Annotated in this window: 25 protein-coding genes; 15 read left to right on the top strand and 10 right to left on the bottom strand. The window is 54.3% G+C overall.

The window, feature by feature from the left end; all coding sequences use genetic code 11:
- Positions 1–329 precede the first annotated feature (329 nt).
- Positions 330–884: a carboxymuconolactone decarboxylase family protein gene (locus MIH19_RS09985; protein ID WP_249008712.1), complete on the top strand. Its 555-nt coding sequence runs from the start codon at positions 330–332 to the stop codon at positions 882–884.
- Positions 885–979: 95 nt separating this feature from the next.
- Complete coding sequence (gene yghU / locus MIH19_RS09980; protein WP_249008711.1) at positions 980–1,855, top strand: glutathione-dependent disulfide-bond oxidoreductase; 876 nt, start codon at positions 980–982, stop codon at positions 1,853–1,855.
- Between the two features lie 69 nt (positions 1,856–1,924).
- Here the strand turns inward: yghU and MIH19_RS09975 are convergent, their stop codons facing one another.
- Entirely contained in the window at positions 1,925–2,539 is a 615-nt protein-coding gene (locus MIH19_RS09975; protein WP_249008710.1) for a TetR/AcrR family transcriptional regulator, read from the bottom strand.
- A 334-nt stretch (positions 2,540–2,873) separates the two neighbouring features.
- Here MIH19_RS09975 and MIH19_RS22440 point away from each other — a divergent pair, with 334 nt between their 5' ends.
- The 5 genes from MIH19_RS22440 to MIH19_RS09950 are packed head-to-tail and all read left to right on the top strand — an operon-like array spanning position 2,874 to position 6,783.
- Positions 2,874–3,179: an ATP-binding cassette domain-containing protein gene (locus tag MIH19_RS22440; RefSeq protein WP_349292906.1), complete on the top strand. Its 306-nt coding sequence runs from the start codon at positions 2,874–2,876 to the stop codon at positions 3,177–3,179.
- Between the two features lie 57 nt (positions 3,180–3,236).
- Positions 3,237–4,385, top strand: coding sequence for an ABC transporter permease (locus MIH19_RS09965; RefSeq protein WP_249008979.1), 1,149 nt, complete (start codon positions 3,237–3,239; stop codon positions 4,383–4,385).
- A complete protein-coding gene (locus MIH19_RS09960) occupies positions 4,386–5,228 on the top strand; it encodes an ATP-binding cassette domain-containing protein (RefSeq protein WP_249008709.1) in 843 nt (280 codons plus the stop codon).
- The gene (locus MIH19_RS09955; protein ID WP_249008708.1) at positions 5,228–6,166 is read left to right on the top strand and encodes an MlaD family protein; all 939 of its coding nucleotides are present in this window, start codon (positions 5,228–5,230) and stop codon (positions 6,164–6,166) included. Before MIH19_RS09960 ends, MIH19_RS09955 begins: the two co-directional genes overlap by 1 nt.
- The gene (locus MIH19_RS09950; protein ID WP_249008707.1) at positions 6,163–6,783 is read left to right on the top strand and encodes an ABC-type transport auxiliary lipoprotein family protein; all 621 of its coding nucleotides are present in this window, start codon (positions 6,163–6,165) and stop codon (positions 6,781–6,783) included. The genes MIH19_RS09955 and MIH19_RS09950 overlap by 4 nt, the downstream gene beginning before the upstream one ends.
- A 27-nt stretch (positions 6,784–6,810) precedes the next feature.
- Here the strand turns inward: MIH19_RS09950 and pgsA are convergent, their stop codons facing one another.
- The 4 genes from pgsA to MIH19_RS09930 form a co-directional block, all read right to left on the bottom strand.
- Positions 6,811–7,359: a CDP-diacylglycerol--glycerol-3-phosphate 3-phosphatidyltransferase gene (pgsA, locus tag MIH19_RS09945; RefSeq protein WP_249008706.1), complete on the bottom strand. Its 549-nt coding sequence runs from the start codon at positions 7,357–7,359 to the stop codon at positions 6,811–6,813.
- Between the two features lie 7 nt (positions 7,360–7,366).
- Entirely contained in the window at positions 7,367–9,229 is a 1,863-nt protein-coding gene (uvrC, locus tag MIH19_RS09940; RefSeq protein WP_249008705.1) for an excinuclease ABC subunit UvrC, read from the bottom strand.
- Positions 9,213–9,863, bottom strand: coding sequence for a UvrY/SirA/GacA family response regulator transcription factor (gene uvrY, locus MIH19_RS09935; RefSeq protein ID WP_249008704.1), 651 nt, complete (start codon positions 9,861–9,863; stop codon positions 9,213–9,215). The genes uvrC and uvrY overlap by 17 nt, the downstream gene beginning before the upstream one ends.
- Before the next feature lie 92 nt (positions 9,864–9,955).
- Positions 9,956–10,216 carry a hypothetical protein gene (locus MIH19_RS09930; protein ID WP_249008703.1) on the bottom strand — a complete coding sequence of 87 codons (261 nt, stop codon included), beginning with the start codon at positions 10,214–10,216 and terminating at the stop codon, positions 9,956–9,958.
- A gap of 219 nt (positions 10,217–10,435) precedes the next feature.
- Between MIH19_RS09930 and MIH19_RS09925 the strand changes: the two genes are divergently transcribed.
- The 6 genes from MIH19_RS09925 to MIH19_RS09900 all read left to right on the top strand — a co-directional run bounded on the left by MIH19_RS09925 (position 10,436) and on the right by MIH19_RS09900 (position 15,849).
- Positions 10,436–10,774 (top strand): phasin family protein, encoded by a 339-nt coding sequence (locus MIH19_RS09925; protein ID WP_249008702.1) that lies wholly within the window; start codon positions 10,436–10,438, stop codon positions 10,772–10,774.
- An 87-nt stretch (positions 10,775–10,861) separates the two neighbouring features.
- Positions 10,862–12,670, top strand: coding sequence for a class I poly(R)-hydroxyalkanoic acid synthase (phaC, locus tag MIH19_RS09920; protein WP_249008701.1), 1,809 nt, complete (start codon positions 10,862–10,864; stop codon positions 12,668–12,670).
- Positions 12,671–12,796: 126 nt separating this feature from the next.
- Positions 12,797–13,510 carry an AzlC family ABC transporter permease gene (locus MIH19_RS09915; protein ID WP_249008700.1) on the top strand — a complete coding sequence of 238 codons (714 nt, stop codon included), beginning with the start codon at positions 12,797–12,799 and terminating at the stop codon, positions 13,508–13,510.
- Positions 13,503–13,847, top strand: coding sequence for an AzlD domain-containing protein (locus MIH19_RS09910; RefSeq protein ID WP_249008699.1), 345 nt, complete (start codon positions 13,503–13,505; stop codon positions 13,845–13,847). The genes MIH19_RS09915 and MIH19_RS09910 overlap by 8 nt, the downstream gene beginning before the upstream one ends.
- A 63-nt stretch (positions 13,848–13,910) precedes the next feature.
- Entirely contained in the window at positions 13,911–14,858 is a 948-nt protein-coding gene (locus MIH19_RS09905) for an AEC family transporter (protein WP_249008978.1), read from the top strand.
- Positions 14,859–14,955: 97 nt separating this feature from the next.
- Complete coding sequence (locus MIH19_RS09900) at positions 14,956–15,849, top strand: RibD family protein (RefSeq protein ID WP_249008698.1); 894 nt, start codon at positions 14,956–14,958, stop codon at positions 15,847–15,849.
- On the opposite strand, the gene MIH19_RS09895 is transcribed toward MIH19_RS09900, so the two are convergent.
- From MIH19_RS09895 to MIH19_RS09880, 4 genes are all read right to left on the bottom strand, one after another.
- A complete protein-coding gene (locus MIH19_RS09895; RefSeq protein ID WP_249008697.1) occupies positions 15,824–16,711 on the bottom strand; it encodes a lysylphosphatidylglycerol synthase transmembrane domain-containing protein in 888 nt (295 codons plus the stop codon). The genes MIH19_RS09900 and MIH19_RS09895 overlap by 26 nt on opposite strands.
- Before the next feature lie 68 nt (positions 16,712–16,779).
- Entirely contained in the window at positions 16,780–18,771 is a 1,992-nt protein-coding gene (locus tag MIH19_RS09890) for a glycosyltransferase family 4 protein (protein ID WP_249008696.1), read from the bottom strand.
- Complete coding sequence (locus tag MIH19_RS09885; protein ID WP_249008695.1) at positions 18,758–19,156, bottom strand: 6-carboxytetrahydropterin synthase; 399 nt, start codon at positions 19,154–19,156, stop codon at positions 18,758–18,760. Before MIH19_RS09885 ends, MIH19_RS09890 begins: the two co-directional genes overlap by 14 nt.
- A gap of 82 nt (positions 19,157–19,238) precedes the next feature.
- A complete protein-coding gene (locus MIH19_RS09880) occupies positions 19,239–20,252 on the bottom strand; it encodes a zinc-binding alcohol dehydrogenase (RefSeq protein ID WP_249008694.1) in 1,014 nt (337 codons plus the stop codon).
- A gap of 64 nt (positions 20,253–20,316) precedes the next feature.
- Between MIH19_RS09880 and MIH19_RS09875 the strand changes: the two genes are divergently transcribed.
- Both MIH19_RS09875 and MIH19_RS09870 read left to right on the top strand, forming a co-directional pair.
- Entirely contained in the window at positions 20,317–21,060 is a 744-nt protein-coding gene (locus MIH19_RS09875) for a CDP-alcohol phosphatidyltransferase family protein (RefSeq protein WP_249008693.1), read from the top strand.
- Positions 21,061–21,073: 13 nt separating this feature from the next.
- Entirely contained in the window at positions 21,074–21,709 is a 636-nt protein-coding gene (locus MIH19_RS09870) for a YceI family protein (RefSeq protein WP_249008692.1), read from the top strand.
- Between the two features lie 38 nt (positions 21,710–21,747).
- Here MIH19_RS09870 and MIH19_RS09865 read toward each other — a convergent pair whose 3' ends face one another.
- Complete coding sequence (locus tag MIH19_RS09865) at positions 21,748–22,674, bottom strand: DMT family transporter (RefSeq protein ID WP_249008691.1); 927 nt, start codon at positions 22,672–22,674, stop codon at positions 21,748–21,750.
- Between the last annotated feature and the right edge of the window lie 98 nt (positions 22,675–22,772).

The raw sequence follows: 22,772 nt of genomic DNA, 5'->3' as shown, positions 1-22,772 counted from the left end.
CTGGCGAGTATTCCACTCCAAAGTTTCGCTTTATCCACTGCATTATCGGCTTTTCAAAATGAGTGCTGAGCGGCTCCAATACTCTGCACTCACTCTATACGATTCTTCCTTCAACAATATCGATGATGGGCCGGGCCGCCTCATTGAATTAATTTTGAGTAATCGCTCAAATTAATATTGAACGATCACTCAAGTTCAGTTACAGTTATTCCTGTTGAACCTACTCCGAAAAGTTAACGCCTAAATTTGATCGATCACTCAATTTAAGCGGTAACCTCTAACTCGATGTAAGTCACATCACTTTTATCTTTACGGCAAGGAGTCATTCCATGACAAACTTTACTCTTCACAACAAAGAAAGCGCCCCACAAGAAAGCCAGAGTTTGCTCGACAACTCTATTAAAGCTTTCGGTATGGTTCCAGGCCTCCACGCTGTTATGTCCGAAGCGCCGGGACTGCTTGAAGGCTATCAACGGCTTCATCAGCTCTTTCTTGATAGCAGCTTCAACGACGAAGAAACCACCGTTGTGTGGCAAACCATCAACGTCGAGCATGCTTGCCATTACTGCGTGCCCGCTCACACCGGCATCGCCAAAAGCATGAACGTTGATGACTCCATCACTGAAGCTCTGCGAAACGAAACACCGTTACCGACAGACCGGCTGGAAACCCTGCGCGACTTCACCCTCGCCGTTGTGCGCGGCCGCGGCAACGTGGATGACAGCGCCGTGGCAGCATTTCTGGAGGCTGGTTTCACCAAGCGCCAGATTCTTGAGGTCGTTCTTGGCACCGCACAGAAGGTGATGAGCAACTACACAAATCACCTTGCCGACACGCCGATAGACAAGCCCTTCCAGAAGTTTGAGTGGCACAAGGCTGACTAACATGCCGAGCAAGTCGGAGGCGGTTCTCATTAGCCGCTCTGACTTGTCGCTGCTGTATTGAACGCATTATCTATTTTTGAAAGAGGGCCAGGATCATGTCGAACAGCCATCAATATGAACCACCACAGGTTTGGACCTGGGACGCCGAAAGCGGCGGAACATGGGCCAGCATTAATCGCCCCATAGCCGGCGCTACACATGAGGCGACGCTGCCGCGTGGAAAGCACCCTTTGCAGATCTATTCGATGGGAACACCCAACGGCCAGAAAGTCACCATTATGGCCGAAGAGCTGTTGGCCATCGGTGAAACCGGTGCCGAATACGATGCTCACCTGATCCAGATTGGCGAAGGCGACCAGTTTTCATCCGGCTTTGTTGACGTAAATCCAAACTCGAAAATCCCGGCTCTGTTTGATACGGAGAGCGGCAGCCGAGTTTTTGAAAGCGGTGCGATCCTTTTCTACCTGGCTGAGACGTTCGGGCACTTTCTTCCAAAGGACACGGCTGCACGCACCGAAGTACTGAACTGGCTGTTCTGGCTGCAAGGTTCAGCGCCCTATCTGGGCGGCGGATTCGGGCACTTTTACGCTTATGCACCCGAGAAGTTAGAATACCCAATCAATCGCTTCACGATGGAAGTGAAACGCCAACTGGACGTGCTTGACCGAGAGCTAGCCGAGCATCGTTTTCTCGGCGGAGACGAGTATTCCATTGCCGACATAGCCACTTGGCCATGGTATGGCAACCTGGTGCTGGGAGAAGCCTACGGTGCGGGTGAATTCCTGCAGGTCGAAAGCTACAAGAACCTGCGCCGCTGGGCACAAGAGATCTTTGAACGCCCCGCTGTCAAACGTGGCCGCAAAGTGAACCGGACTTGGGGTGAGCCTTCAGAGCAACTGCACGAGCGGCATGATGCCTCGGATTTTGATTTGAAAACCCAGGACAAAGTGGCATCTTCAACAGCTGACTGAAGAGTCTATTTTGCAGACAGCCTGTTCCCTGCCATAAGGCAACAAGAACAGGCAAGTATGCGAAAAATATTATCGTTTACCTATAACATCGTCCTTACGCAGTGCTTCCAGGGACAGTGCCATATCTTCAGCAAGAGCATGAACGGTCGCACTGTCGACGTCGCGCTGAGCAAAAGCGCGCAGCCCCATGACCTCGGCCTGCAACCGCCGGCCGAGGCGAACAGGATCAAGCCGGCTATCCAGTTCACCGATCTGCTGTGCCGCATCGAAACGGTCAATAAAGCGTTCTTCCATACTTGCCAGCAGATCTTCTGCCTTACGCCAGGCGGCGTGCTCTCGTTCGCCCAGCTCCAACAGGCTCTTGACCAGCATACACGCTCGACTTGGCAATTCCCGATCGCGAAGGCCACCTAACCCGCGCAAATAGGCAGCCAACCCAGCCAGTGGTGATGGGTAAGCGCTCAAAGTGCGCTCAAACTCGGCCAGTCCCAAGCGAGCATAGCGCTCAAGAGACTCCTGAAAAAGCCCATCCTTGCTGCCGAAGGTGGCGTAGATACTACCCGGCCGCATGTCGAGCGCTTTCTCCAGATCCTTCAACGAGGTGGCATGAAAGCCCTTTTGCCAGAACAGCTGAAGAGCCCGTTCTAGAGAATCTTGCCGGTTGTGAATCATCGCGCGAGCCATGGTTAATTCCAGATTTTTGAGGCCGATATAGGGCACAAGGAAACATTTTGAGTAATTGCTCAATTTTATATTGAACAACCACTCAAGTACAGCTACAAGCCATTAAATTCGCAATAGTACCGTGCTTTGGTTAGTGGGGTTTGCGTAATGGATGCGTTGGTTAAACACTTTTGCGAAACATTCGTGTACCACCGAGTTTGATGCGATCTCCGATGCCGCTTTGAGTTTTTAAACGAGCATTTGCATGTTGGTATAGTTTTGTCGATTTCCGGTATCGTTTTTATGAGGCTTAGCTCGTCATAGGCACAATGGAACTGGCTCGCGCCACTGGGCTATTGGCAGTCGTGGCCCCCAGTTCACAACATCAAGCGCTGGCAAGGGAGTTTTTGGGTTTCATGTTAAGCGCCGCCCTGCACAACTGTCCGGCGGCCAACGTCAGCGGGTAGCCTTGCTACGGGCTCTGCTGCGCGGCCAACCTCTGTTACTGCTAGACGAACCACTGACCGGGCTAGATTCAGACGCCCGTCATATTTTGCACGGCCTGCTGCTGGACCAAAAACGCGACGGCGTGGCGATGATACTGGCCAGCCACGATGTGGAAGACCGCCAGGTACTGGCGGATAAGGTCTGGAGTCTTTAAGCTGATATCAATTAATGATGATCCTGGGAGTTTGGCAACAACGTGACCCGTGCTGACATGTCGGATTACTCACAACCTGGCCCGAGCGCCGCTGGCGAACTGCTGATCGACGGCGACCAAATAAGCGCCTGCGGCGACTGGACCCTGCCCTACTACCACGCCCTCTACTCATCCGTTACCGCAGCTGGCCAAGACTCTGACCGCTATCAAACACTGAACCTGCAAACGTTGGGGCGTATAGACACCGCCGGTGCGTCACTGCTGGCCGAACTCATTGGGCCTCATAATCTGGAGCAATGGCTGGCGGACAACCCGCAAGCGGTTAGTCGCGAAACCGCCGCGCTTTTGAGTGTGGTCGCAGCCGCCATGGCCGATCACCAGCCACCGCCAGCCCCGCCCGGCTTTACGTTGTTTGGTATGGTGCGCGATATCGGCGCTTGGGTAGATCAGTTGTACCAGGTCGTTGTTACCCTTATCGGCTTTATCGGCCAGATTATTGCGGCCCTGGCGTGGACAACACTGCACCCACGGCGCTGGCGCATGACGGCTTTTGTGGCTGCGATTCAAGACACCGGGCTGAATGCGGTACCCATTGTGGCCCTGCTCACCTTTCTGGTGGGTGCCGTTGTCGCTTTCCTCGGGGCCACCGTACTGGCAGATTTTGGCGCCACCATTTACACCGTTAACCTGGTGGCTTTTTCGTTCCTGCGGGAGTTTGGCGTTTTATTGGCGGCTATCCTGTTGGCTGGCCGCACAGCCAGTTCCTTCACCGCCCAGATTGGCGCCATGAAAGTGAATGAGGAGGTGGACGCGCTGCGCACGCTGGGCCTCAGCCCCATCGAACTGCTGGTGTTGCCGCGGGTGCTTGCAATGATGGTGAGCCTCCCGCTACTGACATTTGTGGGGATGATATCCGGCATGGTGGGTGGCGCCCTGGTGTGCGCAGTGACGCTGGACATTCCTGCGACACAATTCATATCGATTGTGTCGCAGGATGTCGCGTTGAAGCACTTTTTAGTGGGTTTATCCAAGGCACCCATATTCGCTTTTCTAATTGCAGCTGTGGCATGTCTTGAAGGTTTCAAAGTCAGCGGCAGCGCCCAATCGGTAGGCGTACACACCACATCCAGCGTAGTACAGTCGATTTTTATGGTTATTTTGTTCGACTCCATCGCGGCGCTGTTTTTTATGGAGATGGGCTGGTAAATGACACAAACAACGGACGAAAAAAACAGATCCCAAACTCCGATTATCCAGGTGCGAAACCTGGAAAACCGCTTTGGAAATCACATTGTTCACCAACAGCTTGATTTGGACCTGTTTCGCGGTGAAATTCTGGGAGTGGTTGGCGGATCTGGTACCGGCAAGTCGGTTTTGATGCGCAGCATCGTTGGTTTAGTCAAGCCGTCAGGCGGCGACATTCGAGTATTTGGCAAGGATTTGCTCGCACTGTCCTCTCGCCAACGCTCGCTCACTGAACAGCGCTTTGGCGTGCTGTTTCAAAAAGGCGCGCTGTTTACCTCGCTCAATCTTCAGGAAAACATTGCCCTGCCGCTAATCGAGCATCGCAAACTGCCGCGATCCGAAGCAGAGCATCTTGCACGCATGAAACTGGCACTGACCGGTTTATCGGTAAAAGCGGCTACCCAATATCCGTCGGAGTTATCTGGCGGCATGATCAAGCGCGCTGCGCTGGCAAGAGCCTTGGCTCTGGATCCAGAAATTCTGTTTCTGGACGAGCCAACCGCCGGGCTAGACCCAATCGGCGCAGGCGCCTTCGACCAACTGATTGTCACCCTGCGTGATGCACTGGGTTTAACCGTGTTTCTGGTGACCCATGACCTGGATACGCTCTACACCAGTTGTGACCGAGTGGCGGTACTGTCGCAGAAAAAAGTTCTGGTGGCCGACCGTTTGCAGAAAGTTATCGAAAATCCCGATCCGTGGATTCAGGAGTATTTTCTTGGGCCACGGGGGCGGGCCGCCAGCTACGCGGTTCAAAACAACCAGGCATCACAAGCACCCCATTCCCAGCAGGAGTTATCATAATGGAACCCAGGGCCCATCACTTCCTGATTGGAATGTTTACGATTATTACGGCGGCTGCCGCCCTGGTGTTCGCGTTGTGGCTTGGCAAAACCAGTAATGAGCGGGAATGGGCCTGGTATGAAGTGGCGTTTGATTACACCGTAGGTGGCCTTTCTGAAGGCAATCCGGTTCTTTACAACGGCGTCGATGTGGGCGACGTGGTGTCTTTGCGTTTGGTGCGGGAAAATCCTGGGGAAGTGCGAGTGCTGGTACGCGTCGATGAAACCATTCCGATGCATGAAGACACCCGGGCCAGCTTGGCGCTGGCGAACATCACCGGCAGTATGAGCATCGAGTTCAGCGGCGGCAGCCAGAACAGCCCGTTGTTAATCGGTAGCCGTGAGAACCCCCCGATTATTGACGCCCAGCGCTCAGCGCTCAGCGGCCTGCTGGACAACAGCCAGATGCTAATGAACAAAGCCGACCAACTGCTTCGTAACGCCAATCAGTTATTTTCTACTGACAATATCGATCAGGTGTCTGCCATTCTGAGCAATACCCGTGAGGCCAGCGAAACTCTGGTGCGCAAGAGCGCCGCTCTGGACGAGCTGTTTACAAATCTGAATCAGGCCAGCGCGAATGCCAGTCAGGCCGCCGCCCAAATAGCCGAAGTGTCCGGCACCGCCGATGCGCTGTTGCGTAACGAGGGTCGCTCGGCGCTGCGCTCGATGGACCGCGCCCTGGGTAATTTTGACGCCGTTATGCACAGGCTGGACACCCTTACCTCCGACAACGCCGGCGCACTGGATGCAGGGCTGCAGGGCATGGGCGAGCTGGCACCGGCACTGCGGGAATTGCGTAACACACTTAGTAACCTGAATCGCTTTACCCGCCGGCTGGATGAAAACCCGGCAGGGACACTCTGGGGCGTCGACACTATCAAGGAATTGCCACAATGATTCGCTACTCAATGAGTTTTGTACCGGCTACCTTATGCGTACTGGTGATGACCGGCTGCACCATTTTTCCGGTTCCCGAGACGCCACGGGTAATGGATTTCGCGCCCGCGCCTTTAACCCTCGGCCGCGCTGGTGACCAGCAGCCTTATAGTCTTCGTGTAGATACACCTGTTGCATCCGAGCCCATCAACAGCACTCGTATTCTGGCAAAACCCGAGGCTACAGAATTTCGGATATACGGTGGCGTGCGTTGGCGCGACACAGCGCCCGTTATCATGCGCGATGCGATGACTGCGGCATTGCGCAGAAGTCAGGGTTTTGAGCGGGTCATTACTGACGTTAGCCCGGCCGAAGCCGATCTGACCATGGTCACCGAATTGCTGGCTTTTCAAAGCCAACCCGGCGCTAACCACAGCGATGTGGTCATCCGCCTATACAGCGAAGTCATGGAAAATCGCAGTCGCAGAACGGCGTGCTCGCAGGTCTTTGATATTAAAACCAGCGCCGCGAGTAATCGTTTGGACGATGTCATTATTGCATTTGATGGCGCCGGCCAACGCCTGATGAAAGAGCTTGCGCTTTGGGCGAGCGCCTGTGAGGGGCTATCGGCCGACTGAAAAGGGGAAACGAATGGCCTTGAACGCTTATTTGCGCGGAAACAGGTCCGGCCAGGCCGCCTTCAAATATAACCCCATAGACCACAATGTCAGCCCGGCGGCGACATACAGCAACCCGATTGCAATGTCGGATTGAACCACACCAGGCGGGAAAGCCAGCAGTCCGATAATCGCGGCCATCTGAGCAACGGTCTTAATTTTACCAATGTAAGACACCGCTACGCTGGCGCGGCTGCCGATTTCTGCCATCCATTCCCGCAGTGCAGAAATTACAATCTCGCGGCTAATAATAATGATTGCAGGTAACGTCAGAATTAACGCCGCATGCTCTTCAATAAGCACCGCCAGAGCCACAGCTACCATAAGTTTATCAGCGACCGGATCCAGAAAGGCGCCGAAGGGCGTGCTTTGATTCAGTTTGCGCGCCAGATAACCATCTAGCCAATCCGTTACGGCGGCCAGTGAAAAAATAGCTGCGCTGACCAGGTAGCTCCATTGCACCGGCATGTAAAAGATAAAAACAAACACCGGAATCATCACGATGCGCGATAGAGTGAGAATATTCGGTATGTTCATTCGGTGCCTATTCGTCGTGCAATGCTGCGTAAATGGTTTCAGCCAGAGCTTTGCTGATGCCCGGAATTTTAATCATTTCTTCAATGCCGGCTTTGCGCAGCTCTTGGATGCCACCAAAGTAACGTATCAGATCCCGCCGGCGCTTTGGACCTACACCTTCGATTCCCTCAAGGGTAGACTGGCGGCGCTTTTTATCACGGCGTGCGCGATGGCCGGTAATTGCGAAACGGTGTGATTCATCGCGAATGTGCTGAATCAAGTGCAGCCCGGGTGAATCTGCTGGCACCCGAAACACCCGTCCGGTAACCGCATCGATCAACTGCTCCATGCCCGCCCGTCGGGCGGCGCCTTTTGCAACGCCAATCAGTGGAATGTCTGTAATTTCCAACGATTCAAAGACTTCACGGGCAATATTAAGCTGACCTATGCCGCCGTCAATAAACACCAATGAGGGCCGTTTGCCTTCTCCGGCTACCAATCGCTTGTAGCGACGGGTCAGAACCTGGCGCATAGCGGCGTAGTCATCGCCGCCGGTGATACCCTCAATATTGTAGAGCCGGTAATCGCTTTTCAATGGGCCGTTTTCGTCGAATACCACGCAAGACGCCACTGTATTTTCGCCATGACTGTGGCTGACATCAAAACATTCCATGCGCGCCGGCGTTTCTGCCAGGTCCAATAGGTCTTTTAGCGCCAATAAGCGGCGGTATGCAGTTTCCTTGCTGGCCAGGTGCGTCAGCAGCGTCTGGCGGGCGTTGGTTTGCGCCAGCTCTAACCAACGCCTACGCTCGCCGCGCACATTACCACGAATGCGGGTGTCTCGCTTGGCTGCCTCTGACAAAGCTTCTGCTAACAGCGCCATGCCCTCGGGTTCAGAGCTCACCAAAATATCCTGGGGAATCTCGCGACGGGTGTTTCCGGCAAAATAGTACTGGCCCAAAAACGCTCCCAGCAATTCGCCGTCAGACTGCTCAATGATAAATCTCGGAAAGTAGTCTTTGGTACCCAGCACTCTGCCACCGCGCACAATAATGACCACCACACATACGATGCCCGCGTCTTGGGTTATGGCGATCACATCGGCATCGCCGCCTTCACCATCAACCGACTGCTGCTCCTGAACATGTCGCAGGTGGTTCATCTGATCGCGGTAAGCGGCGGCCTTTTCAAAATTCAGTTCTGCCGCGGCCGTTTCCATAGCCTGCATCAGATCCTCAATTACTACCGGGTTCTTGCCCTCAAGAAACATCGCTGCTCGGCGTATATCCTGCTGGTAGTCCTCTGGCGAGATATAGCCCACACAGGGCGCGGTGCATCGATTGATCTGATATTGCAGGCAAGGTCGGTTTCGGTTCCTAAAATAGCTTTCATTACAGGATCTTATGCGGAATACTTTTTGTAACACATTAAGGCTTTCTTTAACCGCGCCCGAGCTGGGAAAAGGCCCAAACCAGGTTCCGCCACCTTTTTTCGTACGGCCCCGGCGAAAGGTCAGTGAGGGATAATCCTGGTGCGCGGATACATATATGTAGGGGTAAGATTTATCATCCCGCAGCAATATGTTGTAAGGCGGCCGCAACGACTTGATCAGATTCTGCTCCAGCAGCAAAGCTTCGGTTTCGCTGCCGGTTATGGTGACTTCAATGGAACAGATTTTTGCCACCAAAGCCTGGGTTTTTGGCGCCAGGCCGCTGTTACGGAAGTAGCTGCTAACCCGGTTTTTCAGATTGCGCGCTTTACCCACATACAGCACCGAGCCGGCGGCGTCGAACATCCGGTAAACGCCTGGCCTTTCGGTAAGTTGCTTGAGGAAGTGCCGGCTATCAAAAGGCGCCGCCGAAGGGGCGGCCACATCAGACGATACTGGCATCGTGAAACCCGAGGCGTACAACCATGAGGGCCAGCTCAACATCACTGGAAATACCAAGTTTTTCAAACACGCGGTAACGGTAGGTATTGACGGTTTTCGGGCTCAGGCAAAGTGCGTCGGATATGTCCTGAACCTTTCTGCAATTCACCACCATCAACGCTATTTCACGTTCCCGCTCGGAAAGACGTTTGAACAACGTCAGTTCCGGGTGATCTTCATTGCTCTGCCCCAACGCCATTTGCTGCGCAATTTCCGGGCTGATGTAGCGCTGTCCGGCGTGGGCTTTGCGCACAGCACGAATGATCTCGCGGATATCGGCGCACTTGGTAATATAGCCGGACGCACCGGCCTCCATAACCCGAACCGGATACGGGTTATCTGCACAACCGGTTACCACGACTACCCGAACGGCGTCATTCAATCGCAGAATTTTGCGGGTTGCTTCAAGACCACCAATACCTGGCATGCGGATGTCCATCAATACCACATCGGGTGGGTTACGGCGCACCTGTTCAATGGCATCTTCACCATTTTTAGCCTCGCCGATTACCTCGATGTCCGGGTTGTCAGACAGCATGCGTGAAATCCCTGATCGAACCAGGTCATGGTCGTCTACCAGTAACACTCTGATCAATATGCACCTCACACACAGCTGTTAACATTCAAGCCGCAATTGTAACGTTTAACGCCGAATCACGATAGGCAACCGACCGTGACGAAACGCTGTCAATGATGGGCCTGCGGCCTGTCCAAACTGGCGGTATTGGTGACTGGATCAAACCACACAACCAGCTCCCCCTTGTCGACCGCAGCCTTGACCCTACTGGTTTCCCCCAGAGGATTTTCCTGATCGTTCAGGCCGTGATAGCGGGTGCAGTATTCTTCAACAAGACCCTGTATCTGGTCGTCGGCCAGCAAATCGGCAGGTACAACAAATAGTTCTTCTCGCGGGTCCTGTTCAGATACGGTAGAACGCGACTCGTTCATTATTTAAAACCTCAGTCAGTGATTCATAAATATCGAAGGTCTAATTGGCGTACGCTCGTAAAAACCATATATTGTTTCAATCGTCATTTGATTAGTTGCATGTATACTATGGCAAAGAATAAAAGGATGAATTCACGGTATTCACTTTTTGCGTAAAGTTATTATACGGTAATACAAAGTGTGTTTCTTTATTGATTCCAACCACAAAGGAGTTTTAATATGTCTAACGATATATTCGAAAAAGCGAGCCGCCTGAACGAAACCTTGCTGGAGCAATTAGGCAAAGCCGCCGAGATGCAAATGAATGCATTTCAACGCTATTCCGAAATGGCACTGAGCCAGGCAAAAAAAGCCTCTGAGGTTCGTGATCTGGACGGCCTGAAGAGTCTGGCTTCTGAGCAAAGCGAGACGCTGAAAGCGTTGAACGAGCAATTTACTGCCGACATGAAAGCATGGCAGGATTATTCCAGCGAAGCGCGCGAAAAAGTGCAAAAATCCATAGCCAGTGCGGATGAGTCTGCCACACAAAAAGGCAAAGCGGGCACGCAAAAAAGTTAATTGCGCCTAGTTTAAAACTAAGATTTTTGCGGTCGGTCAGGCTCTAATGCTTGACCGGCTGTTCTTGTTTCGTTTGAGGAATTCTGCATGCTGGGAATGGAGAAATTAAGTAAAACCAAAAAATTAGTGGCGGGTGTCGTCGACACTAATGTGCGTCGTGGTCAAGAGCGACTGGCAAAAATGCTGGGCGATAAAGGCTTGGTCAGCCCAACCACCTTGTCAATGATGGGAGAAATGTCGGATATTTATAAGGCCATGGCCGCCGATGTTGCCAAGAATCCGTTGCGCACGATTTCGGCAGAAAGCGACTTGCTGCGCAAATATCTGGCGCTTGGTTCCTATACGTTTAGCCGCGCAATGGGTAAAGATCAGGACGCAGTGGCTAGCCCGGAATCAGACGACCGCCGTTTTCAAGCTGAGGACTGGTCCAAGCACTTGCCCTTTGATTTGCTGTTACAAGCTTATCTGATCAACTCCCAAGCATTTCAAGATTGGCTAGAGGGCATGGACAACCTGCCCAAAGACACCCGCGACCAAATGCTTTTTTACGCGCGCCAGGTCACCAGTGCGCTGTCCCCTGCTAACTTCCTGGTCACTAACCCGGAAGCCCTGCGCATTACCTGGGAAAGCAAAGGCAAAAACCTGGTAACGGGTGGCAAGCAATTCATTGACGACTACCGCCAGAACCCGAAGCTGTTCAACGTCGGTATGACCGACCGTTCTGCGTTTGAGGTCGGTGGCAACCTGGCCACGACGCCAGGCAAAGTTGTATTTCAGAACGAACTGATTCAGCTGATTCAGTACACCGCGACAACAGAAACCGTAGCAAAGCGCCCGATGTTAATCGTGCCGCCCTGGATCAACAAGTTTTACATTCTGGACTTGACCGCTCGCAACTCGTTTATTCAGTGGTTGGTTAATCAGGGTCAAACCGTATTTGTTGTTTCCTGGCTAAACCCAGGGCCCAGCCAGAGAGACCTGGTGTGGGACGACTACATGCAGAAAGGCGTGGTAGCGGCGATGGACAACGTTACCAAAGCGACCGGCGAAGCGAAAATGAACCTTATTGGCTACTGCGTTGGTGGCACCCTGGTGGCATCAACCCTTTCTTGGTTGAAGAAAAAAGGCCGCAAACCAACCGTCAGCGTTACCTACTTTACCACGCTGCTGGACTTCACTGATCCAGGCGGCATCAGCATTTACATCAACGATCGTTCGCTTGCGGGCATCGAGAAGATGATGAACAAGAAGGGCTTCCTGGATGGCCGCGCGATGGCCTTCACCTTCAATCTGCTGCGGGAAAACGAGTTGTTCTGGTCTTTCTGGACCAAAAACTACCTGAAAGGCGAAAAACCAGCGGCCTTTGACCTGCTGTACTGGAACACCGATGGCACTAACCTGCCCGCGGCTCTGCACGGACCTTATCTGCGTGAAATGTATCTGAACAACCGACTGGTGCAACCGGATTCGCTGACATTCTGTGGCGAGACCAATAATCTGCAGGATATTGACGTGCCGTCTATGTTCATAGCCGCACGCCAGGATCACATTGCCAAGTGGAAATCCTGCTACACCGGCGCTCAGGCTCACGGCGGAAAAGTGAAGTTCTTGCTGGGCGGCTCCGGCCACATTGCCGGCATTATTAACCCACCGTACAAAGAAAAGTACGGTTTTTGGACCAATAATGTGGATACATTGCCAGAAAATCCGGACGACTGGCTGGCAGAAGCCGAGCAGCACCCTGGTTCATGGTGGCCGCACTGGGTTGAGTGGCTGGCGCAGTATCAAGGCGACCAGGTTCCTGCCCGCGTCCCAGGCGACGGTAAGCTGAAGGCGTTGGAAGATGCCCCTGGCAGCTACGTGAAAGTCCGCGCAGCGGATGCGGCGAAAAGCTGATCGTAGAGTATGAAGTGATCCACCCGAAAACCGCGGCGAAGCTTATGCTTCGTCGCGGTTTTTTGGTTCTTCAATCTGGGCTTTAAATTGACTATCATGGCCGCCTCTAAAATAGTTTGGATGCTAATGACTCCCTCTGCGTTTCGACTCACCCTGCCAATCCTATTCGGCTATTTGCCGCTGGGCATGGCGTTTGGCGTGCTGTTTGCCACACAGCTTGATTACCCATGGTGGATAGCCCCGCTAATGGGCGTGCTGGTTTACGCCGGTGCAGGGCAAATACTGGCTGTCAGTTTGCTGGCCGCCCATGCCGGATTGCTGGAGGTATTTATTGCAATGTTTGTGCTCAACGCCCGGCATTTGTTTTATGGCTTGTCTTTGTTAGGGCAATTTCGCGGCGCTGGCTGGCGCAAGCTGTATTTGATATTCGGCCTGACCGATGAAACTTACTCGCTTCTCACCAGCCGCCAGCGCACCGAAACCCGTGAGCAGGAGTTGCATACGGATTTTCGCATTACCCTACTGAACCAGTTGTACTGGGTAGTTGGCTGTGCAGCCGGTGGGTTTTTGGGGCACAGCGTTGCCTTCAACAGCACCGGCATTGAATTTGCGCTGATCGCGCTGTTCATTGTGCTAACTATTGAGCAGTACAAAGCCCTGGGTGAAACCTTCCCGCTCTGGCTGGGTGCTCTGGCCGCCGGGGTGGCTATGGCCGTCCTACCAGCACCGCACCAACTCATCGGAGCTATTGTGATTGTTTCACTGGTATTGTTACTGCAATACCGCCGCCACAGAGACACTCTGGCCCGCAATCGCAGCGGGGAGGCAACTCATGGCTGAGAACCTGTTTCAAAACTACTATCTGTCCAGTTTTATAGCAGTAACGGTGCTAGCAACGTTCGCCACCCGCATCATTCCGTTTGTATTTTTCGAGCGCCATACCGAACACCCCCTCATCAAACACCTGGGGCGCTATTTACCCGCCGCTGTTATGGCGTTGCTGGCTATCATATTTTTACAACGTTCGGCGACATGGTCGGTACCGGTTGTTGGTCTGGACGCACTAATCCCCGGCGTTCTGGTGGCGTTGGTTCACCTTTGGCGCCGCAATGCCCTGCTGTCTATCGCTGCGGGTACCCTTCCGTATATGGCCATTCAACAGGCCGGTCTGTTCTGAGTCATAGCGTTCTGAGTCATAGCGTTCTGAATGACCGGGCCGGAATCATTGGAAAACACCTCTATGGAATTGCTGGATAACTTTGCCCGAACCCTGGAAACCACACTGCCGGTATTCATCATGGTCTTTATTGGCATGGGGCTGCGCCGCGTTAATTGGATAGATGATGCGTTCGTCAATACCGCTTCGGCCCTGGTGTTCAAAGCAACATTGCCAACGCTGATTTTTCTGAGCATTACCCGTGCGGATCTGAGCATCGCTCTGAATCCCGGTTTGCTTGTGTTCTTTTTGATGGCGACCGTTGGCACCTTTGGCCTGGCCTGGGTGTGGGCGCACTTCCGCGTGCGTCGGGAAAACCGAGGTGTTTACGTGCAGGGGGCATTCCGCGGCAACTGTGGCGTCGTGGGGCTGGCTCTAGCGGCCAATCTGTACGGCGATTATGGTTTGTCTGCCGGTGGCATTCTGCTGGGCCTGGTGATTATTTCCTACAACGTCTTGTCTGTGGTGGTACTGCTGGCCTATCAGCAAGGCCAAAGCGCCAGCCCAGGAAAAATCTTCCATAGTATTTTGCGCAATCCGCTGATTATTTCAGTGGTTATTTCCATTCCAGTCGCCGCGCTGAATCTGGAACTGCCCGCCTGGGTAATGACATCGGGGGATTACTTTGCCTCGCTTACCTTGCCGCTGGCGCTTATGTGCATTGGCGCGACCGTATCACTGAGCTCCATTCGCATCGACAGCCGCACGGCGATGGGCGCCAGCCTGATGAAAATGGTAACGCTTCCGGCGCTGGCCACAACAGCGGCGTGGCTCTGGGGCTTTCGCGGCGCGGAACTGGGCTTAATGTTCCTGTTTTTTGCCAGCCCGACGGCAGCCGCCAGTTTTGTGATGGTTAAAGCGTTAGGGGGGAACGACCGCCTGGCCGCAAACATTATCGGATTGACCACTTTGTTTGCCAGTGTAACCGTTACAATAGGGGTATTTGTTTTGCGCAGTTCCGGCATTATTTAGCGTGGGCGGGTGTACCTTGCGCGCTTTCCCTGTTTAGATAAAGCCAACGCAACCGGACCGATTGGCTATGGACCGACTGGTTATGGATAGAATGGCTATGAATAGACTGGTTATGAATTCCCCACTTCTGGACACCCACTTAGCGTGGCAACTTATACTGCAGGCTCGGGATTGTGCCAACGTTATTTTGCCTATCCCAAACAGCACCGTGCCCGCGCTTGCCTTGTCTGAAGCCGGCGGGAACTGGCGCTTGTTGCGGCCTGCCAACGAACAGGCACAGCGGCTGTTTGATTTGTTTTTACCTTTGGCAAGCCCACTGGCAGAGGGCCGGACCACATCGGTTATCGGACAACTAGGCCAAAGCCTGGACGGCCGCATTGCCACGGTGAGCGGCCATTCGCGATTTATTAATGGTAACGATGGTATTACTCACTTACATCGCATAAGGGCGTTATCAGACGCGGTTGTGGTGGGCGCTGGAACGGCCGTTGCCGACAACCCCCAGCTTACGGTCAGACGCACCTCTGGTGACAATCCGATTCGCGTGGTTATCGACCGCCGCCGCCGGGTGCCCGCCAGTCATCACTTGTTTACCGACAACGCAGCCCCAACGCTTCGGCTGATCGCCGGCGATTACCAACCCGGCCCGAAACCCAAGCTGCAACGGGGTGTTTTAGAAGTTCCTTGCCTGGGTCACAACCAACAACCCGTTTGCCCCGCGCAGATACTGGCAGTGCTGGCAGATTTTGGTTTGCACAAAATATTCATAGAAGGTGGGGGAGTGACTGTATCGGCATTTCTGAACGCGCAATTGCTGGACCGATTGCACGTGATGGTGGCGCCAATAATCATCGGTAGCGGTCGGCCAGCGTTTACACTGCCCGAAATTGATCAACTCGACGATGCGTTGCGGCCCCAGGCAACCATGGTCAATTTGGGTTCCGATATGCTGTTTGCCCTGGAATTCAACTCAAATCGCGGCCGCCTTTAAGCAGCACCAGGGCGCCGGGGCAACTGCCGATAAACACCAGCGCACCGTAGCCAACACTGAGCGCCACGCCCTGCTCGGCCGGCAGCCCCGCCAGTGGCCACAACAAAGCCGCGGCGCCCTCGCGGATTCCCCAACCGGCCACGGTCAATGGTACGACCATACTCAGTAATAACACTGTGCACAGAGCCAGAATGACAGCCGCTGCAGCGGCACTGTTGACGTAATCCGCAGCCACCGCCAGCAATAAAAAAACCGCAAGATAACTGGCCATAACCAACAGCGAGGATATCAGCTGCAGCGGCAAAGCTGGCCAGCTGAACAACGCCTGGTGCACGTCGTCACGGAAGGCCAAAAGGTAAGATTTGAATCGGGCGTTGTACCGTCGTAGTAACAGCAAACCGCACGCTATTGCCAGCAGCAAAATAATGGGCAGCCAGCCAATTGCAGCAGAAGAGCCCACCAGCGACGGTTTGAACACATTTGCCTGCCAAAGCACGACCAGGCCCAGGCCAACCATCAGCGCCAAAACCAGTTGCCCAGACAACCGTTCAATCGCCACCGCGTGGGCCGCTTTTTGTCGTTTGCCGGCTTTGGCGCCGTGGCGCAGCGCACGGCTCACATCCCCCAGAATGCCGCCGGGTAAAACCTGGTTTATAAACGTGGCCAGGTAATATTCCTGCACGGCATCACCTAAGCCGATGCTCAAGCCAAGGCGTTTGCCGGTGTAACGCCAGCGCCAGGAAGAAATGACGACCTGAACCACGCTCAGTAAAACGGCCGGTAGTACCACCCAGAGCGGAATTCGTTGCAACTCCCGCCAAAGGGCCGTGGTATCCACCAACAGAAAAAGTGTGCCAAGCAAAATTGCACTCGTCAGCCATCGCCAGGCAGCGCTGCCCCGCCCACCCTTTTTTGCCGTAGCAGACATCGCTACCCGACCCTTGGCGGCAACGCGAGCAGATCCTCATGGCACACTTTAATGCGCAACTCCCCTGTGCCCAGCTGCCGTTCTCTGGCGTCAAACCAGACCCTTAAGCGCGCGCTTTGATCCGAATCCTGCTGGATGGCGGCATTGACCCAACCGCGCATCAGCTGGCGCGCCAGCTCAGCATGCTCTTTACCTTCATCTGCACCATCACCTTCACGTTCACCTGCATCCATACCCAGCTGCCAGTCACTGGCGGCGATGTGCACCTCATAACCACAGCTTTGTAGTTCTGCGGTCAGCGTTGCGGTGGCGCTTGGCCCCAGTGCCGCTCCCAGGCCTTTGTCGCCGTGCTGATGTTGATTAACCAGTACGCGCAGCAGGTCGTCATCAGGGTGCTGGGGGATAAGTTCGAAGCGTCCGGCGTAGCTCAGCACAACCAATAGGGCCGCGCGTTTGTCCGCGACTTCTTTCACCAGCGCCTGCAACCATTCGGCCGACACAAGGTCAATCAGCGCCGATGCAGTCACCAGGCGTGTCTGTGTGGGTAATAGCCCGGCAAACGTCTGTGGTAACAGCTGTAAAGCCCGGGTTTCAACGCTCAGGCCCAGCGGCTCTAGTCGCGCTGCTGCGGCTGCCAACAGACCCGTGTCCTGGTCGATCAAAAGCCACGTCTGCGGGCTATCAAGTACCTTGGCCAAATACCCGGCATTGGACCCCAGCCCGGTCCCCAGATCGACCAGCGTTGGCGGAAGTGGCTCAACTTGGTCGCCCGATTGCTGTTTTAGCCAATCACGCAACATGGTATTAAGGTTATGCGACCGCGCCTTATAATCCGCCGGCTGCCGCAGGCTGAGCCAGTCAGCGCTGAACTCGGTATGTGGGTGATGACTTTGAAAATGGGCAAGCGCGGCCGTAAAAGCAGCGGCTGTATCAGCCCAGGTGCGCACAAGCCGCGACTCGGATTCGGCACTAAGGCGGGCTTGCGCAAGGACGTCAGGGTTGGTTATCCAAATAACCAAACGTTCACGCAACGCTGCCACATCCCCCGCGTGGTACATCGCAACGCCGGGGCGATCGGCGGTGTGCAATAAAGCGCCACCGTTTGAGGAAATAATCGGCAAACCAACACCCAGTGCTTCATCAATTACCATGCCATAACCTTCATACAGCGACGGCAACACAAAAACGTCGGTGTTGTTGTAAAGCGCTGCCAGCGCATCGCCATCCACCTCGCCGGTCAGCGTAATACGCGAACACAAACCAGCCTGCTGAATCTGCTGGCGCACCTGCTCGGCGTAGTGCGGATCGCGGTCACAAGCGCCCGCCAAAACGCACTGCCATGGCAGCTCCTTCAACCCGGAAAGAGCTTCGACCAACTGATGCTGGGCCTTACGCGGCGACAGTTGCGCGACGCATAACAACCGTATCGTTTTCGCACCTTCAGCCCTGCCATTAGCAGAGTGTTCCGGCGCAGCAGACGCACGCTTTTCAACCCCCGGTTCAGCAACGTGGATTCGGTCTGGCGCCACGTCAAAGCCCCGAAGGCGTTCTGCAGTGAAGCGGCTGGTGGTTATAACATGGGGCACCGCCGCCAGCGCCCGCTTTTCAGCAGCAAAAAACCAGGCTTGCTGCTGCGAGCTCAGGCCGGTTTCATCGGCCAGCGGATGGTGAATCAACGCGACCAGATTCAGCCTCGACCGGTGTGCTTCCAGTATTTCTGGCATGGCGCTCATGGCAAGTCCGTCGAGCACCACCCAAGACTGCTCTGCCGCACTCGCAAGCAACTCGTTCATGGCAGACAATGCCACGGTGTCGGGCTGCGGAAATTGGCCGGGCAACCCGGTTATTCGTGCGCTTGTACCGGGCTGATTTAACGCGCCGGCTTTGTTTAGCGCGGCTACTAACTCGCGCACGTAGCGATAACCACCGGTGTTCTGTTGCGGATCACCCGGCACAACAAACAGCAGTTCGTGGCTGGATTCAAATGTCGCCATGGTAGCTGGCCCACGCAATATGGGATTCCGCCAAGGTTACCTTTACGCTTTCAACACCCTTGCCTGACTCCCCCAGCTGGCCGGCCCGAATTGCTGTGGCAAGTCGTTCGAATATGACTTTTGCCATAAATTCGGTGGTGGTATTGCGGCCTTCAAATTCCTCCACGTCGTCCAGATTTTTCATGTTGAACTCCGCCAGCAATGCTTTCAGCTGCTCCGAAGCCAGGCCAATGTCCACAATCAAATCGTCATGGTCGAGCGTCTTACGCTCAAAGCTAACGTCAACGATATAAGTAGCGCCGTGGGTTTTCTGAGCCGGCCCAAAAATTTCGCCGTTAAAACTGTGGGCAATCATGATGTGATCGCGAACGGTCAGGCTGTACATTTAAATCTCCTTTGGCAAAGCCTAAAGTGAATAGCCTACTGTGCAGAACTGTCTATGAAGAGCTATCTGTAACGAACTATGACTAATAACGAATTCGATGGCATAACGTATCATCACCCGGGGCAAGAATTTGCGCCATGGTTTGCGGCATTTTCTCGAACGGGGTTTCTGCGCTGATCAAAGCGTCCAACACCGGATCTTGCAGTAAATCCAGAGCCAGCGTCAGGCGACGGCGATAATCCCAGCGCGGCTGGCGAAGCGGGTTAATCCCACCCACCTGGCTGGATTTCAGGGTCAGGCGACGGGGATGAAAGGCCGCGCCCAGGGGTGCGTTAACGGGCTGGTCGCCGTACCAGCTCATTTCCACCACTGTTGCCTCCGGACCTGCCAAGCCTAGAGCTGTTGCCAAGCCGGCGCTTTGGCCACTGGCATGAATCACCAGGTCAAAATCATCCGCGCTGCTTTGGCTGGCAAAGGTTAAGCCCAGCTTGCGCGCCACTGCCTCGCGACCCGGGTTGGTGTCCAAAGCGACTACCCGGGTTCCAGGTATGCGGCTGGCTAACCAGGCTACAAGCAAGCCAACAACCCCTAAGCCCACCACCGCAATACGGTCGCCCACGCCCGGCATGGCATCCCAAAGGCCATTTACGGCGGTCTCCATATTAGCAGCCAGAATCGCACGAGCCGCAGGTAACCCCGGCGGCAAAGGCATAACGGCCGCGGCAGGCACTTTATAACGCTGCTGATGGGGGTACAGACAAAAGACCGTCTTGTCGGCTAGCGCCTCGGGGCCGCTAACAACCCGTCCAACATTGGCATAGCCGTATTTGACCGGCCAAGGGAAATCTCCCTGCTGAAAAGGTGCGCGCATACTCTGGTATTCGCTGGCAGGCACTCGGCCGTGAAACACCAGAGATTCGGTGCCACGGCTGACACCGGAGTACAACGATTGCACCGTTACCTCATTGTCTTTGGTACTTGCATTCGTGCCTGGCGGACTATTCAGAACCGTGTTCAGTATTTTCCCTTCGCCAGCGGCGGTAATCCAGAATGCCCGTGTCGCTGTGTGCGATGAGCCATCATTTATGGAACTCATCCAGTACTCCTTGTGTCTATACTAAAAGCTAAACAGTCTACAGATTTCTTGATGGAGTTCACTGATGAATTCAGCACCCCAAGCGCGGGCGCAGGGCCTTGCGCCATGGATGGACCTGCTGTGGAGTGCCGTTGTAATGGCGGTTTTGTTTGCACTGGTGATTCCACCTGTTGCGTCAACCCGGGCAGCAGCCACGCTGGCCACTGCGGTAACCATCATTCTTTATGGTGCTATTGTAGCGAGTGTGCTGACACGCTGGCCGTCACACCTAAATTTTGGCTGGGCCAATCGGGCAACTCTGCTGCGCGGTTGCATGATCATTGTGTTGATTGCCATTGCCTGCGCTGTGGCCGCAGGCGCTAAACTGTCGGTTAACAACCTTTGGTGGTATGCCGTTGCAGCTTTGTTGGCACTTATACTGGACGGCGTAGACGGCCAACTGGCGCGGCGCACCAACAGCGCCAGTGAGTTCGGCGCCAGATTCGATATGGAACTGGACGCCCTGTTTATTCTTGGCCTGTGCCTGATGGTTTTCGCCATTGGCAAAGCTGGCGCCTGGGTGCTGGCGCTGGGCCTGATGCGTTATGGCTTTGTGGCGGCTGCCTGGGCTCTGCCCTGGATGAACCAGCCGCTACCGCCGAGCTTTCGCCGCAAAACAGTGTGCGTATGGCAGATTGTCACGTTAATGGTGGCGATTGTGCCGCCAGCGCCTTCCCTGCTTGTCAGCGTGTCGCTGGCAACGGCGCTGTTACTGTTAACCTGGTCGTTTTTTCTAGACATATATTGGCTCTATCAACGGAGAAGATAATGGAGAGAACAACATGAAACACATTGAGAAAAACCGTACTTCCAAAATCGCTTTCCTATCCTTGCGCCGAATTGCTACCGCTGTTCTAGTGCCGGCTTGTTTGGCTTCAGCCCCGCTGGTTCACGCTGAGCCGACCAATTTCAAGGTTGATGATGAGCACTTTTCCATGGTGTTTGAAATTATGCACGTCGGCTATGCCCCGGTGATGGGCATGTTCCGCGAGATAGAAGGTGAATTTGTCTATGATGAAGAAACCCGAGAGCTTAGTTCCGGCAAACTGATATTTAAAAGCGACAGTGTGTTTACCAATCACAAAAAGCGCGATGAGCACGTCACCAAAAAAGACTTCCTCGACAGTTCCAAGCACCCCGACATCGTTTTCACTGTGACCGATTTCAACACCACCGGCGATAACACCGGCCAGGTCACTGGAGACCTGGCCATGCTCGGCCAAACCAATCCGGTTGTGTTAAACGTAACACTCAACAAATCGGCGGTTTACCCGTTCGGGCACGAGGAATACACGCTGGGCATTAGCGCCGAAACCAGCCTGAAACGCAGCGAATGGGGCATGACCTACGGCCTTGATGGCGACATGGTGGGCGACGAAGTTACCCTGCGTTTTGGTTTTGAAGCTATCAAGCAATAAGTTTGGTTCTAAGCGGGTTGATAATAGCGTGATTAAATCTAGGCCGATTGTTGGCGGCCATATTTCATCGACGCCACCAATGAGCCCGCCACTACCAGCAACGCCGCCACCGGCAAACGCCAGTCCGGGGCGGCAATGCCGGCAACAACCAACAGCACCGCGGCCAATACCGGCACCGCGTAAGCCAAGCTGCCAATCAACGCAGTAGGCCCGGTGCGCAAAGCCAAATCCCAAGCCACCATAGCAAGCCCATAAGGCCCAAGGCCAAGAGCGATGCCGGCCAACAATGCGCCACCGGTAGGCATTCCCGGTGCGCTTCCAGCCAAGGTGTCAGCGGTTGCCGCTCCGGCGCCTGCAACCAGAAACAGCAATGGCATCAACGGTGTAATTGCCACCGGTGCCGCCTGGCAAATCCACGAATACAAGGCCCAGCAACAAGCGGCCAACAGTGCCAGTGCATAACCGGAGTAATGGGCGCTAGCGCCTGATCCTAGAGAATCGGGCCCTATCAAGACCGCTGCGCCACAAAATGCAATACCGGCCCCGACGATGACTGGCAATGGAATACGCCGATGAAACATCCATTGGCTGAGCACAATAAACAGTATGGGCCAGGTGTACGTAATCAACGCAGCCTCCGCAGCAGGCGCCTTACCCATTCCCACCAGATAACTTGCCACAGCGCCAAAAATCAGCGCAGGTACCAATCCGTAAATCACCAGTTTCCACTTGAACGACAGCGTTAATTGCATGGGTTTAATTTGCGCTTTTTTGCGCTTGCACAACGTCGTGGGCAAAGCCGCCACAGCACCACTTAACAGAGCAATTGTTGCCAGCCGAAACGGAGGTACCGCGCTTGCGATATCCACCAGCAGCGGCGCGATCGCCCATAGAACAACGGCAACAAGCGCCGCAAAAACGCTGACGTAAAGAGGTTGATGTAAAGCAATGAAGTGGCTGCTCACGGTTAGTGCTCCCTTTGCGCTGGTGAATTAGCAAGACAGGGCTTAACCCTATACACTTTCAACACATCACAAAATCGACATTTTTTGATTGATAACCT

The sequence above is a fragment of the Marinobacter sp. M1C genome, from assembly GCF_023314135.1.
Classification (GTDB): Bacteria; Pseudomonadota; Gammaproteobacteria; order Pseudomonadales; family Oleiphilaceae; genus Marinobacter.
The sequence above is the reverse complement of the archived record's forward strand: the minus strand, read 5'-3'. Positions and strand labels throughout refer to the sequence as shown.

Coding starts and splice junctions, on each gene's coding strand:
- MIH19_RS09955 (WP_249008708.1), top strand. CDS start 5,228: ATGGAACCCAGGGCCCATCACTTCCTGATTGGAATGTTTACGATTATT.
- uvrC (WP_249008705.1), bottom strand. CDS start 9,229: ATGCCAGTATCGTCTGATGTGGCCGCCCCTTCGGCGGCGCCTTTTGAT.
- phaC (WP_249008701.1), top strand. CDS start 10,862: ATGCTGGGAATGGAGAAATTAAGTAAAACCAAAAAATTAGTGGCGGGT.
- MIH19_RS09880 (WP_249008694.1), bottom strand. CDS start 20,252: ATGAGTTCCATAAATGATGGCTCATCGCACACAGCGACACGGGCATTC.
- MIH19_RS09965 (WP_249008979.1), top strand. CDS start 3,237: ATGTCGGATTACTCACAACCTGGCCCGAGCGCCGCTGGCGAACTGCTG.
- MIH19_RS09905 (WP_249008978.1), top strand. CDS start 13,911: ATGGAATTGCTGGATAACTTTGCCCGAACCCTGGAAACCACACTGCCG.
- MIH19_RS09900 (WP_249008698.1), top strand. CDS start 14,956: ATGAATAGACTGGTTATGAATTCCCCACTTCTGGACACCCACTTAGCG.
- yghU (WP_249008711.1), top strand. CDS start 980: ATGTCGAACAGCCATCAATATGAACCACCACAGGTTTGGACCTGGGAC.
- MIH19_RS09975 (WP_249008710.1), bottom strand. CDS start 2,539: ATGGCTCGCGCGATGATTCACAACCGGCAAGATTCTCTAGAACGGGCT.
- MIH19_RS09885 (WP_249008695.1), bottom strand. CDS start 19,156: ATGTACAGCCTGACCGTTCGCGATCACATCATGATTGCCCACAGTTTT.
- MIH19_RS09915 (WP_249008700.1), top strand. CDS start 12,797: ATGACTCCCTCTGCGTTTCGACTCACCCTGCCAATCCTATTCGGCTAT.
- MIH19_RS09910 (WP_249008699.1), top strand. CDS start 13,503: ATGGCTGAGAACCTGTTTCAAAACTACTATCTGTCCAGTTTTATAGCA.
- MIH19_RS09870 (WP_249008692.1), top strand. CDS start 21,074: ATGAAACACATTGAGAAAAACCGTACTTCCAAAATCGCTTTCCTATCC.
- pgsA (WP_249008706.1), bottom strand. CDS start 7,359: ATGAACATACCGAATATTCTCACTCTATCGCGCATCGTGATGATTCCG.
- MIH19_RS09875 (WP_249008693.1), top strand. CDS start 20,317: ATGAATTCAGCACCCCAAGCGCGGGCGCAGGGCCTTGCGCCATGGATG.
- MIH19_RS09985 (WP_249008712.1), top strand. CDS start 330: ATGACAAACTTTACTCTTCACAACAAAGAAAGCGCCCCACAAGAAAGC.
- MIH19_RS09960 (WP_249008709.1), top strand. CDS start 4,386: ATGACACAAACAACGGACGAAAAAAACAGATCCCAAACTCCGATTATC.
- MIH19_RS09925 (WP_249008702.1), top strand. CDS start 10,436: ATGTCTAACGATATATTCGAAAAAGCGAGCCGCCTGAACGAAACCTTG.
- MIH19_RS09950 (WP_249008707.1), top strand. CDS start 6,163: ATGATTCGCTACTCAATGAGTTTTGTACCGGCTACCTTATGCGTACTG.
- MIH19_RS09890 (WP_249008696.1), bottom strand. CDS start 18,771: ATGGCGACATTTGAATCCAGCCACGAACTGCTGTTTGTTGTGCCGGGT.
- MIH19_RS09930 (WP_249008703.1), bottom strand. CDS start 10,216: ATGAACGAGTCGCGTTCTACCGTATCTGAACAGGACCCGCGAGAAGAA.